Source organism: Gammaproteobacteria bacterium (assembly GCA_029881255.1).
Taxonomy (GTDB): Bacteria; Pseudomonadota; Gammaproteobacteria; order S012-40; family S012-40; genus JAOUMY01.
This window is the reverse complement of sequence record JAOUMY010000003.1, coordinates 195407-207581: the sequence shown is the minus strand read 5'-3', so window position 1 is coordinate 207581 and position 12175 is coordinate 195407. Positions and strand designations below refer to the sequence as shown.

Sequence of the window (12175 nt, the reverse complement as noted above, 5' to 3'; positions counted from 1 at the left end):
TCTACTGTGTCGGGTTAAGGCGACGCACGCAACTGCGTTTTAGCTTTGGGAGCGCGCTATAAGCTATCAAATCGCTTTCGGGTCAGCTGTTTCTGGTCCAAAACAGTGGCTTATTGATTGACAAGTAAAGATTCATTCTACGCATCCCAATCCATGATTCGCGTGGTATATTATGCAGTTTTTTATTTGCTTGGTAGTGTCGTGCTCAGACACATTGATGAGTAGAGGTAACGATGTCTCAACTTGAGGAAGTGCTCCAGATCCTGGGGGATGTATTGCAAATTACTGATATCAAAGGCAGGTTCGATAGGTCGACCATGCTTTTGGGTGGTGTGCCGGAGTTTGACTCCATGGCGGTGGTGTCGGTTATTACGGCCCTGGAAGAGAATTATGGCTTTGTCGTTGATGATGATGAGATTGACGCAGAAACATTTGAGTCAGTTGGTAGTCTGGTTGATTTCGTTGAAGGCAAGTTGAATACTTGAGCAGTAACACATTCTCCGTTCAGCCGTTTTTTCTTGAACGCGATACTAAAAAGATTTTTTGTATCGCCTTTGTTCCCCAAGCAATTGTTAAAAGCCAGAAAATTAATGGCGTTGTCGTGGTTCCCCCATTTGCGGAGGAAATGAATAGGTCTCGCCACCTGTTTACACGTATTGCGCGTCGATTGGCTGAATCTGGTTCGATCGTATTGTTGCTCGACCTATACGGGACAGGAGATAGTGGAGGCGATTTTGCGGATGCTGGTTGGGAAGACTGGAAATCCGATATATTGGCAGGTATCCAATGGCTGAAGGAACAGGGTGCAAATTCCATAGACATGCTGGCGATGAGGGCCGGCTGTCTATTAGGTACAGAGGTGGCGTCTGAGACGGATATTCGGAAACTTGTTATGTGGCAACCTGTATTAGATGGACGAACGTTTTTAACCCAATTCTTTCGCCTGAAAATTGCGGCCAATATGACTAGCGAAAATCGAGAGTTATCGACGACCAAAGCGATCTTTGAGCTGATCGAATCCGGCACAGATGTCGAAATCGCGGGGTATCAGCTTTCTAGCAGTTTAGTTGGCCCTATGTCTGACGCAAAGCTAGCGGGGAATCTCGAGCAACTCGACGTAGACATTTGCTGGTGCGAACTTATCGCCGACGAAGGACGTGAGCCTCCTTTGATGAATCGTAAGCTATTTGAGCATCTCGCATCCACAGGCAAAAAGATTCAATTTCAAAAAATAGTTGGCCCACCTTTTTGGGGCGCGACTGAGCTCGTCGAAGCGCCGAAATTAATTGATGTTAGTGTGTGCATACTATCATCTTGAAGCAGAAGTTTGAAAAGTCACATGGATAGTCATCCCGAAACGCCGATTACTTTTACCTGCCAGGACGAAACGCTAGTCGGCATAGTTCATCACTCGGATGCATCTGCTGAAACAGGTGTACTCATCGTCGTCGGTGGTCCGCAATATCGTGCGGGTTCACATCGGCAGTTTGTTTTACTCGCACGCATGCTTGCAAGCAATGGAATTCCTGTCTTCCGTTTTGACTACAGAGGTATGGGAGACAGTAGTGGTGAATTGCGTACGTTTGAAGATGTCGACCAGGATATTCGCGCAGCTATAGACACGTTTATTGTCCATTCGCCATCGATCAAGAAAGTGGTTATATGGGGATTGTGCGATGCGGCATCCGCTGCCTTATTCTATGGGCATACCGATAACCGAGTTTCGGGCATGGTGTTGCTGAATCCGTGGGTCAGGACAGAGGCAGGAGAGGCGCGTGCGTATCTCAAACACTACTATTTGCGAAGGCTGACGAGCAAAGCATTTTGGTCCAAAGTATTTAGCGGCAAGTTCCGCATGGGCGAGTCGGTGAGTTCTGCAGTATCAATGTCAAAAAAAGCAAGTCAGATTACCAGTGATGCGTCATGTGGAATTGCGCCACTACCACAAAGAATGTTGCAAGGCTTGAGTGCGTTTCACGGGAAAGTGTTGTTTGTTCTTAGTGAAGACGATCTGACGGCGAGTGAATTTCGCGACCTCATCGCCTCGTCCAGGGAATGGAAAAAAATGCTCGCAAAAAAGAAGGCGATTTTTAAGGACGTGCAACAGGCGAATCATACATTTTCCAGTGAGAAGTGGCGTAGTCAAGTAGAGCATTTGACCTTGGATTGGCTGCATGACATATCATAAAGTTCATGGCGGCATACTCAGCATTTTAGTGCTGACGTTAAGTCTCTCGACTTTTATGCACGGCGCATTAGCCGATGATAAAAACGGCGGATCGCGAACGCCAAAAGTCCTTGAGGTTGGTCCAGGAAAAGAGTTTTTGTTTCCCAGTGTTGCCGCGGAATTTGCTGGAGATGGCGATACCGTATTGATTGACGCTGCAGGTTTTTACGATGATGATGTGGCGATCTGGAAGGCTGATGACTTGATCATCCGCGGTGTAAATGGTGTGCCTCATATTGAAAGTAAGCGTCAAATTCCAAATGGTAAGGCAATTTGGGTGTTACAAGGCGATAACTATTTCATCGAAAATATTGAGTTTTCCGGTGCAAAAGTCCGAGATAAAAACGGCGCGGCACTGCGTTTGGAAGGTGCGAGTATAAAGATTGTTAACTGTTTTTTTCATCACAACCAGAACGGAATTCTTTCAGGTAAGAATACAAAGAGTGATATTTCGATAGAGAATAGCGTGTTTTCATATAATGGTCATGGCAGAGGCCAAACCCACAATGTATATATTGGTGAAGTGCGTAGTTTGAATTTTATTGGAAATCTTTCTCACCATGCCATCATTGGCCATACGCTCAAAAGCAGAGCGAGTAACAACTATGTTGCCTATAATAGGCTCTTGGATGGCACCGACGGAAATTCGAGTTATTTGATTGATTTGCCCAATGGTGGGAATTCTATTGTTATCGGAAATGTGATTCAGCAAAGTGATAAGACCGATAACTGGGCTATGGTGGCATTCGGGATGGAGGGATTGAAGCACAAAGAGAATAGTCTATATCTAGTGCACAATACCTTTATCAATTATCGAAACTCAGCGATGTTTGTAACCATAAAGCCTGGCGCTAAAGTCCGGGTGACAAACAATCTCTTTGTGGGAAAAGGGCGTTTGCCAGAAGAGAACGGCGTCCATGCGAGTAACAATTTAATGCAAGACCTGCCAGGAAAATTCGTAGCACCTGAATCGTTCGATTTTCGACCCAAAATGGATACAGATATCATCGATCAGGCCGTCCCTTTTGTCTTGCCTGGAGGAACGGAGTTAATCCCTGAGTGGCAAATCGGTGACAAGGAATTGCGCCGGAGAGAAATGCGTGGAAAGGCTTTAGATATTGGCGCGTTTGAGTTCGGTCTGTAATTACTAAATCAATAATTCAGTGGTTTGTGGGTGACTCAAAAACTTCTCCGGACTCGCCGTCAACCCATATGCCCCCGACTGAAACACCACCACCAAATCACCAATATCCGTACTAGCCAAATCCATCTTGTTAGCCAATAAATCCAAAGGTGTGCATAGAGGTCCAACCACGCTGACATTTTCCAGATCTGTGGAAACCATTTTATTTCCAATCGCCACCGGATAATTCTTACGAATCACCTGACCAAAATTACCCGAGGCCGCTAAATGGTGATGAAGGCCACCGTCGGTCACCAGAAACTTTTCACCCCGGGATTCTTTGATGTCGATAACTTTGCAAACGTAGACACCAGCCTCACCAACAATAAAACGTCCGAGCTCGGTAACAATTTCTGCTTCAGGTATGGCTGCCTTTACCTTCGGCAGAAGTCTATTCAGGTTTTCGCCGATCGGGTTGAGGTCGAGTCGTTGTTCGCCAGGAAAATACGGGATGCCAAGGCCTCCACCTATATTCAGCAGCTTGGCAGGGCAAGGTGCATCACTATGCAGCCGAACAGCGAGCTCAAATGTCTTTTCATGGGCTTCCATAATCGAATCAGGATTGAGGTTTTGTGAACCCCAGAAAATATGAAAACCGTGAAAACCTAGATTCAGCTTCGAAAGTTCTTTCAGCAAAGCAGGAACGCGCTCGGCGTCGATACCAAACTGTTTCGGTCCACCACCCATTTTCATGCCGGATGATTTCAAGTCGAAATCCGGATTTACGCGTATGGCGACTTTTGGTGTGATGCCAAGCTCGTTAGCAATCTTCGCAATCCGACGCATTTCGCCTTCTGATTCCATATTGATAACGACGCCAGCGGCGATGGCCTGGCGTAATTCTTTATCGGTCTTACCCGGCCCTGCAAAACTAATGTGTTCACGCGGCATGGAAGTGTCGAGCGCAACTTTCATTTCACCAGCAGAGGCGAGATCAAAGCCGTCGACTAGTGTCGCCAGGTGTTGAACCACTGCAGGCATCGGATTGGCCTTAATCGCGTAGTGCAAATGAATGTCCGCCGGTAGGGATTCGCGTAGCAGTTTGATGCGTTGCGTGATCAGGTATCGGTCATAGGCGTAAAATGGGGTTTGGCCAGCCTGTTCTGCTAAACGACTTACCGTCATTCCCCCAACAGCAAGATCGCCGTCAATGATAGTAAACTGATCCATAGGGGCGTGTTGAGGTTTGGGTTTGTTCATCGATTTAATCACTAATTCGTTTCGTTAAAGATATCCGCGTACTCGATCGCAAGCGCCTTTCTATCAATTTTCCCATTCGGGTTTCTAGGCAAAAGTTCACGGAAAATAATTTTTATCGGCACCATGAAATTCGGTAGGTGCTGTTTGCAGTGGCTTAGCAGTGTTTCTTCTGATGCATCATCAGTTTTCACAGTCGCGACAATCACTACGGCCTGTCCAAGTATAGGATGCGGAATGCCCAGGGCCACGTTTTCACCTGTTAGTCCACTGGCATAAATAATCTCTTCGACCTCTGACGGGCTGATGCGGTAGCCAGAGCTCTTGATCATATCGTCCTTACGTCCGACAAAATAAAGATAACCGTCTTCGTCCATTTTGACAGTGTCGCCCGACCATACCGCCAGCTCAGTCAAGACCAGTCCGCTGACTTGCGAAGGTGTTGGTTTAAAACGTTCCGCGGTTTTTTCCGGGTCATTCCAGTAGCCCAGGGATACCAGTGATCCTCGATGGACGAGTTCGCCCGGTTCACCGGGCGCACACGGACTGCCGTCCTCGCGCACTACCATCACTTCTGCATTGGGTATGGCCTTGCCCATGGAATCCGGGCGTTTGTCGATTTCTGATGGTGGCAGATAAGTGGAACGAAACGCCTCGGTCAAACCATACATTAAATAGAAATCACTCTTGGGTAGATTGCTACGCAGTGAAGCCAAGGTGGTTTTTGGCATGGCACCACCGGAGTTTGTCATATAGCGCAGGCAATCAATAGCTTCTTGTGGCCATTCGAGTGCACCAAGCTGATTCCACAGAGGTGGTACGCCAGCAAGGCCGGTGATGCCATAGCGCGCAACCGCCTTTACCACATCGCGGGGGAGTAAATAGTCCATGAGCACCGCTTCGGCACCCACATGAAAAGCCGTACTCAACTGACTAAAGCCATAATCGAAACTAAACGGCAGTACCGCGAGCAGTTTGTCTTGAGCGGTATTTTGCAAATACTCGGCGACACTTTTGGCACCGGTAACCATATTCTTGTGCGACAACACCACGCCTTTGGGCTTGCCGGTGCTGCCTGAGGTATAGAGTATCGAAACCATATCGCTGTCGATGCGACGGTGAAAACGGGAATTACCGCCGTTTGCAATCAGTTCCTCCCAGCGGAGAACCGACTGTAGTTTTAGCTCAGGTAACGCTTTCGTCGCCGTGTTGACCAATACGACGCTCTGAAGGTCATGGCAATGCTCCAGTGTTTCTTCAAGCAGTGCAAGGCGATCCATTGACGTAATGAGTGTGCGTACATTGCAGTCACGCAGGATATAGCCAACTTGTTCGGATTTGAGTAGCGGATTAACCGGAACGAATACTCCACCAGCCATCGAAGTGCCGAAAAAACTGCACACCGCTTCGAATTGTTTGGGCAGGTAAATGGCGACTCGCTCATTGGCGCTCAGTCCAAGCCCCATCAGTCCGCTGGCGACCTGCGATATGGTTTGGGCCAGGGTTTGATAATCCATGGCCTCCTTTTTCCATTGCAGGGCGGTGGAATTGGGGGTGGTATTGCTGCTGCGTAATATCAGCTGGTGTAACAGTTCCGACATTTATTATCGATTCTTCCTGAAATAACAAGTAGATAGTGGCGGCGTTTGAAGAGACGACCACCACATACAGGTTCAACTGGCGGCTTTCGTCATGTACAATCGCTGCACGAAATTAGGCGCTATTGTAAGGAAAACGCATTGCAGTATAAAGGCATTATACTGGCGGGAGGATCCGGTACCCGTCTACACCCCCTCACTCGGTCTGTCAGTAAGCAGTTGATGCCGATCTATGACAAACCCATGATTTATTATCCGTTGTCGGTGCTGATGCTCTCGGGTATCCGCGATGTGCTGATGATAACCACACCCGAGGACGCCACTTTGTTTGAACGTTTACTCGGTGATGGCAGCCAGTGGGGGATGAATCTCGCTTATGCCGTTCAACCCTCACCCGATGGGCTGGCCCAGGCCTTTATCATCGGCGAACAGTTTGTTGGCAATTCGCCTTCCTGTCTGGTATTGGGCGACAATATTTTCTATGGACATGGCCTGGAAAAAACCCTGCAGGCGGCAACGTCTCGTTCCGAAGGTGCGACAGTCTTTGGCTACTACGTTAAGGATCCACAACGCTACGGTGTTGTGGAGTTTAATAAAAGCGGCGTGGCGCAGGGCATAGAGGAAAAACCCAAACAACCGAAATCCAACTACGCGGTCACCGGTCTGTATTATTACGACAGCCAGGTCGTCGATATTGCCAAATCCATCCAGCCCTCGCACAGAGGAGAACTGGAGATCACCGATGTCAATAAGCGCTATCTGGAGATGGGGCAGCTGAATGTCGAAGCCCTTGGTCGCGGCATTGCCTGGCTAGATACGGGTACTCATGAATCATTATTGGCCGCTGCCAACTATGTGGAAGTGGTTCAGGAGCGTCAAGGTCTGAAGATATGCTGCCCTGAAGAGATAGCGTATCGTAAAGGTTATATAGATGCCGAACAATTGGAAAGACTGGCTCAGCCCCTGGCAAAAAATGGCTACGGTCAATATCTTCTGGATTTGCTGAAACGCGATTATTTTGGATAAAAGTTCGGTCTTTGTATGTTTCTATTCACACCATTTTGGTGAGGGTAGGCACAAGAAGGCCGCAAGATACCAACGTGTCTAATTATGAATATCATTGAAACCACATTACCTGGCGTTATCGTCATCGAACCCAAAGTATTCGGTGATACGAGAGGATTTTTTATGGAGTCTTTCCATACCCAACGCTATCGCGAGGCGGGTATAGACATGGATTTCGTGCAGGACAATCTATCTCGCTCGGCTAAGGGGGTGTTGCGAGGTCTGCATTATCAGGTTGAGCATGCACAGGGAAAACTGGTGTTTGTCACCAGAGGCTCTGTCTTTGATGTAGCAGTGGATATACGTCGAGGTTCGCCGAACTATGGTCAATACTATGCCCATATTCTGAGCGAAGAAAATCATCGTCAAATGTATATCCCTCCCGGTTTTGCCCACGGGTTTTGCGTGCTGAGTGAAACCGCCGATTTCATGTATAAATGCACCGACTATTATCATCCTCAACACGAACGCAGCATCGCATGGAATGATCCGGATATAGGCATAGAGTGGCCGCTTGTAAATGTCACGCTTTCAGAAAAAGATAAAGCCGCCTCGTCACTTGCCGGTGTTGCCGAGCACGATCTACCCCTATATCCCGCGTCATGAAAATCTTAATTGCCGGAGGACATGGGCAACTCGGAAGTGATTTGAATCGAATCGCGGGCGCTCGCGACTATAAGGTGGAAGCTCCTAAGCGCTCAGATCTGGATATTACTTCTGAAGAGTCAATAAACGCTTTCCTGAACACGCACAAGTTCGACATCGTCGTTAACTGCGCGGCCTATACAGCCGTCGACAAGGCGGAATCTGAAGCGGAACTCGCTTTCGCGGTTAACCACGATGGTGCGGCGAATCTGGCAAGAGCCTGCACGCTTCATGGACTGCCGCTGGTACATATATCTACCGACTATGTATTTAATGGCGAAAAATCCGGTGCGTATGTAGAGGATGATGTCGCTAGTCCTCTCGGTGTATACGGTGAAAGTAAATGGCAGGGCGAGCAGGCTATCAGACAACATTGTTCGTCACATCTGATTTTGCGTATTGCCTGGGTATTTGGTGTATTTGGACATAATTTTGTAAAGACCATGCAGAGGCTTGCTTTGGAGCGTGACGAGTTACGGGTGGTGAATGACCAATACGGTTGTCCAAGCGCAACACGTGCAGTGAGTCATGCGATCATCGCAATGGCTGAGAAAGTGTTGCGAGATGGTGGGCCGTGGGGGACATATCACTATTCCTGCCAACCATCGACGGATTGGTATGAGTTTGCGCGTGAAATTGTCGAGGAAACGGCTAAGCGGCAAGTAGTGAAAGTCCAAACCATAACGCCGATTTCAACACAGGAGTATCCAACTCCTGCCATGCGCCCAAAAAACTCGGTGCTAAATTGCGATAAAATTCGACAGGATTTTGGGATAAGTCAAGCGGATTGGCGTGAGGAGTTGCGTGATGTGGTTGCGGAACTCGAACAGGTTCGAACGAAACAGAAATAACGGAAGCTAATATGACATTTTCTCCCAGGAACATATTAATCACTGGCGGTGCAGGATTTATCGGCAGCAATCATGTGCGCTGGTTGTTGGCAAAGGATGATTCGGCAAGAGTCGTGAATCTCGATGCGATGACGTATGCGGGCAGTATGGAAAATCTTCAGGAACTTCCTGGTGCCGACCGACACACTTTCGTCAAAGGCGATATATGTGACCGTGTATTAGTGGATAAACTTTTCCGCGAACACGCTATCGATAGCGTTATCCACTTCGCCGCGGAAAGTCATGTCGATCGTTCCATATCTGGCCCGGAGGCTTTTGTACAAACCAATTTGTTGGGAACGTTTACCTTATTGGAAGCCGCACGTAACTATTGGTTAAAAGAACAAAAGCTGAATGCTGATCAATGTCGCTTTCATCACATCTCGACGGATGAAGTTTACGGTACGCTGGAGAAAACAGCGCCCGCTTTTACCGAAACGCATCCCTACCTACCTAATTCGCCCTATTCGGCATCCAAGGCCGGTTCTGATCACCTGGTGCGTGCCTATTTTCATACCTACGGCTTACCAGTCACTACATCGAATTGCTCGAACAATTATGGGCCATTCCAACATCCGGAAAAGTTTATTCCGACGGTGATTCGTTCCTGTCTGGCAGGTAAAGCGATACCTGTTTATGGTGACGGGACGAATATACGAGACTGGCTGTTTGTTGAGGACCACTGTAGCGCGGTAGATACGATTATGCGCACAGGCATAACCGGAGAAGTGTATAACATCGGTGGTTGTAATGAATGGGCGAACATCGATATTGCGCGTCTGATTTGCAAGACGCTGGATGAGATGCGCCCCAGCACTTCCGGCCAATACGAAAATCTAATCAGCTTTGTTACTGACCGCCCTGGACACGATTGGCGATACGCGATCGACAACGCCAAGATACATCGCGAATTGAACTGGGAGCCATCGATTCAATTTGAGCAAGGTATACGAAAAACCATAACGTGGTATCTTGAAAACGAAGCCTATCTGAATCGCCAGTAGTGGTTCAGTAGAGTGTTGGGCCTTTGCGTATTTCCGGGTGTAGCCAGGGGATCGTCCAGGCGCCCAGGGCGAGAAGAATTTCCGTGACATCGACAACGGTATCCTGGGATTCGAGTAGCAACACCACGAATACCACCATGAACCCACCTATCATGCCAAAGTTGAAATCATTGCGCGGACGGAAGGCAATGGCACAAAACGACAGCGATAGAAAAACAAAAAACACCTGAAGTATTTCGGCAAATCGCTGTATTTTGCCGATCTGTTGATCAAATGGTAGCCAGTTAATCAGTTTGCCATGACTTACATAATCGGGTTGCAGGAAGTGAGTCATCAAATAGCTGACGACGAGTAGCGTCATCACAATGGCCGCCTGGCGCTCAATATCCAGCAACAATAATCCGCCACACAACAACATGCCGATGATTGCCATAAACCAGATTGCCAGATCCATTTGCGTATCCATGACAAACAGGCGCAGAAACAATATAACGAACACGAAAACAATATACAGTGGCCAGAAACTGCGAAAGTTAACGCTGATAAAGGAAAGTATGAATCCAACCGCGAGTACATTTATCGCCATATTGGGGTAGATCAGCCAATGGCTGGTATGACTAAAGAGTTGCAGACGATCAGTCAACTCCGCTAATCCGGACACTGGAATTAAGGGACTGGTTACAGACAACGCCCAAATGCCTAAAGTCGCCAGAGCCAGATCAGCGAAACGTCCGTGAGCGAACCAGTTGCAACGTTTTTCGCGTAGCCAGGCGCCGGTTATTGAATGCCGGCCAGTAAAATACGCGATCAATGTGCCGATAAATCCACCCGCCATATTCAGACCGGAGTCGATAAGCGATGGGACACGGGGCAGGAATATTTGCAACCATTCTAATGTCAGACTGAGGATAGACATCAAAAGGACAGAGACTAAGATGAGGCGGACCGGCGGAAAGCGTGAACGCAGACTGATCGCTATCAAAACACCGAGTGGCATATAGACCAGAAAATTGGTGACATAATCACTGCGAGGCATGTATCGCGCGGTAACATCGAATAGGGTCCACCAGTCATCATTTTCCGGTAAACGCCAGTTGCTCATAGGGTATAGGCTGCCGTAGACGACAAGCGCCAAATAGGCGAGCGTGATCAGAGGGCGTAAATAGTGTCGCTTTTGTGCGTTGATGCCTGAATTCACAACCGTTGCATTTATATTGGATGAGGCGGGTTCCAGCTATCGTGGGGCCACATCGGTGTTTTCCTAATAGCTTGAGAATAGGCAAGAATTTGGCCATAGTCATTAAGACCTTCGGGTTATTTCAACTTCAAGAGGTATGTAGGAGAATGCGCGCCTGTATTTTCTATTCCTCGACTGTCGATTAAATTTACGTACTGGTTGTGTCATACTTCACTTTCTCTGGAGTTAGGTATGAAATAATATGCTAACTACATGAAGCACAAAGAAGAAAAGTTAGGTGCTTCAGATACCGCTTGAATTGCGCTGTCGGAAATATTGACAAGAAGCGATGCAATGCGTTTTGGATCGAGAAAAAGTCGTTGAGTATTAAAAGGTTATAGAAGTGGCGCAACTTATGCAGTTATAGCAATGCGCCGTTCATATTGGATGCCGAAACCGTCATCTGGAGTAAAAGATGGGTCACACCGAAAATCAAGATAAATCAAAAGATCAAAAGATAGACCAATCGCGTCGACGCCTGGCCAAGGCCGGATTGATAGGCGCTCCGTTGATTTTGGTTACCAAAAGCCGCTCGGCCCTGGCGGTTAATCAGGCATGTACGATGTCCGGGTTGGAATCAGGCAATTTGTCTGTCAGACCTGACGGCATCGATCCTTGTGCTAATGGCGACTATAAAGGATTAACTCCAGGTTATTGGGGACAACATCCGGAAGAATGGAGTGTTTACGGTTTTGCGCCGGGAAGCTGTACGGATGGAATGTCTGGTCCGCATTGTTCGTTCAACTCATATGGGGATGATGGTACGGCGTTTAACGATGCGGCCAAGGGGTTTTTTCTGGACTCAGCATTTTCCTACTACGATGGGGGCGTAATGAAGTGGCGTACTATGATGCAAGTCATTCAGTTGGAAGGAACTGATGACACGTATCAGCTTGGTGCACACATCGTTGCTGGATTATTGAATGCATATAAATTCGCAGGAAACTTTCCCTATACGCCAGCCGAGGTTGTCGAGTTGTATCACACTTACCATGTATCTGACCCCTTGATGTTAAAACAGGTGTTTCAATCATTGAACGAGCTTGGTGCATAACGGGCGCGTATGAATCCTGGAAAAAAGCCGCAAAAGCGGCTTTTTTTCTGTCTTAAGGTTTCTGTGTTATTAATG

General features: G+C 47.7%; 12 protein-coding genes. 9 read left to right on the top strand and 3 right to left on the bottom strand.

From position 1 onward, the window contains the following. The first annotated feature begins 233 nt into the window (after positions 1 to 233). The 4 genes from OEZ43_08325 to OEZ43_08310 are packed head-to-tail and all read left to right on the top strand — an operon-like array spanning position 234 to position 3371. Positions 234 to 485: a phosphopantetheine-binding protein gene (locus tag OEZ43_08325; GenBank protein ID MDH5545583.1), complete on the top strand. Its 252-nt coding sequence runs from the start codon at positions 234 to 236 to the stop codon at positions 483 to 485. After that, complete coding sequence (locus OEZ43_08320; GenBank protein MDH5545582.1) at positions 482 to 1318, top strand: hydrolase 2, exosortase A system-associated; 837 nt, start codon at positions 482 to 484, stop codon at positions 1316 to 1318. The genes OEZ43_08325 and OEZ43_08320 overlap by 4 nt, the downstream gene beginning before the upstream one ends. A gap of 21 nt (positions 1319 to 1339) precedes the next feature. Next, positions 1340 to 2188 (top strand): hydrolase 1, exosortase A system-associated, encoded by an 849-nt coding sequence (locus OEZ43_08315; GenBank protein ID MDH5545581.1) that lies wholly within the window; start codon positions 1340 to 1342, stop codon positions 2186 to 2188. Further along, positions 2175 to 3371 (top strand): hypothetical protein, encoded by a 1197-nt coding sequence (locus OEZ43_08310; GenBank protein ID MDH5545580.1) that lies wholly within the window; start codon positions 2175 to 2177, stop codon positions 3369 to 3371. Before OEZ43_08315 ends, OEZ43_08310 begins: the two co-directional genes overlap by 14 nt. Positions 3372 to 3374: 3 nt before the next feature. Here OEZ43_08310 and OEZ43_08305 read toward each other — a convergent pair whose 3' ends face one another. Together OEZ43_08305 and OEZ43_08300 are read right to left on the bottom strand one after the other, a co-directional pair. Then, positions 3375 to 4610: a pyridoxal-dependent decarboxylase, exosortase A system-associated gene (locus OEZ43_08305; GenBank protein ID MDH5545579.1), complete on the bottom strand. Its 1236-nt coding sequence runs from the start codon at positions 4608 to 4610 to the stop codon at positions 3375 to 3377. An 11-nt stretch (positions 4611 to 4621) separates the two neighbouring features. Continuing rightward, a complete protein-coding gene (locus OEZ43_08300; protein MDH5545578.1) occupies positions 4622 to 6208 on the bottom strand; it encodes an acyl-CoA ligase (AMP-forming), exosortase A system-associated in 1587 nt (528 codons plus the stop codon). A 138-nt stretch (positions 6209 to 6346) separates the two neighbouring features. On the opposite strand from OEZ43_08300, the gene rfbA reads away from it, so the two are divergent. The 4 genes from rfbA (at position 6347) to rfbB (ending at position 9809) form a co-directional block, all read left to right on the top strand. Continuing rightward, positions 6347 to 7231 carry a glucose-1-phosphate thymidylyltransferase RfbA gene (gene rfbA / locus OEZ43_08295; GenBank protein ID MDH5545577.1) on the top strand — a complete coding sequence of 295 codons (885 nt, stop codon included), beginning with the start codon at positions 6347 to 6349 and terminating at the stop codon, positions 7229 to 7231. Positions 7232 to 7315: 84 nt separating this feature from the next. Next, on the top strand, positions 7316 to 7876 hold the full coding sequence (gene rfbC / locus OEZ43_08290) for a dTDP-4-dehydrorhamnose 3,5-epimerase (GenBank protein MDH5545576.1): 561 nt from the start codon (positions 7316 to 7318) through the stop codon (positions 7874 to 7876). Next, positions 7873 to 8766, top strand: coding sequence for a dTDP-4-dehydrorhamnose reductase (rfbD, locus tag OEZ43_08285; protein ID MDH5545575.1), 894 nt, complete (start codon positions 7873 to 7875; stop codon positions 8764 to 8766). Before rfbC ends, rfbD begins: the two co-directional genes overlap by 4 nt. 11 nt (positions 8767 to 8777) lie before the next feature. Beyond that, positions 8778 to 9809, top strand: a complete 1032-nt coding sequence (gene rfbB / locus OEZ43_08280) for a dTDP-glucose 4,6-dehydratase (GenBank protein ID MDH5545574.1) — start codon at positions 8778 to 8780, stop codon at positions 9807 to 9809. A 4-nt stretch (positions 9810 to 9813) separates the two neighbouring features. Here the strand turns inward: rfbB and OEZ43_08275 are convergent, their stop codons facing one another. Next, the gene (locus tag OEZ43_08275; protein ID MDH5545573.1) at positions 9814 to 11007 is read right to left on the bottom strand and encodes a VanZ family protein; all 1194 of its coding nucleotides are present in this window, start codon (positions 11005 to 11007) and stop codon (positions 9814 to 9816) included. Between the two features lie 454 nt (positions 11008 to 11461). Between OEZ43_08275 and OEZ43_08270 the strand changes: the two genes are divergently transcribed. Further along, entirely contained in the window at positions 11462 to 12100 is a 639-nt protein-coding gene (locus OEZ43_08270; GenBank protein MDH5545572.1) for a hypothetical protein, read from the top strand. Positions 12101 to 12175 lie beyond the last annotated feature (75 nt).

Coding starts and splice junctions, on each gene's coding strand:
- OEZ43_08325 (MDH5545583.1), top strand. CDS start 234: ATGTCTCAACTTGAGGAAGTGCTCCAGATCCTGGGGGATGTATTGCAA.
- OEZ43_08300 (MDH5545578.1), bottom strand. CDS start 6,208: ATGTCGGAACTGTTACACCAGCTGATATTACGCAGCAGCAATACCACC.
- rfbC (MDH5545576.1), top strand. CDS start 7,316: ATGAATATCATTGAAACCACATTACCTGGCGTTATCGTCATCGAACCC.
- OEZ43_08310 (MDH5545580.1), top strand. CDS start 2,175: ATGACATATCATAAAGTTCATGGCGGCATACTCAGCATTTTAGTGCTG.
- OEZ43_08305 (MDH5545579.1), bottom strand. CDS start 4,610: ATGAACAAACCCAAACCTCAACACGCCCCTATGGATCAGTTTACTATC.
- OEZ43_08270 (MDH5545572.1), top strand. CDS start 11,462: ATGGGTCACACCGAAAATCAAGATAAATCAAAAGATCAAAAGATAGAC.
- OEZ43_08315 (MDH5545581.1), top strand. CDS start 1,340: ATGGATAGTCATCCCGAAACGCCGATTACTTTTACCTGCCAGGACGAA.
- rfbB (MDH5545574.1), top strand. CDS start 8,778: ATGACATTTTCTCCCAGGAACATATTAATCACTGGCGGTGCAGGATTT.
- rfbD (MDH5545575.1), top strand. CDS start 7,873: ATGAAAATCTTAATTGCCGGAGGACATGGGCAACTCGGAAGTGATTTG.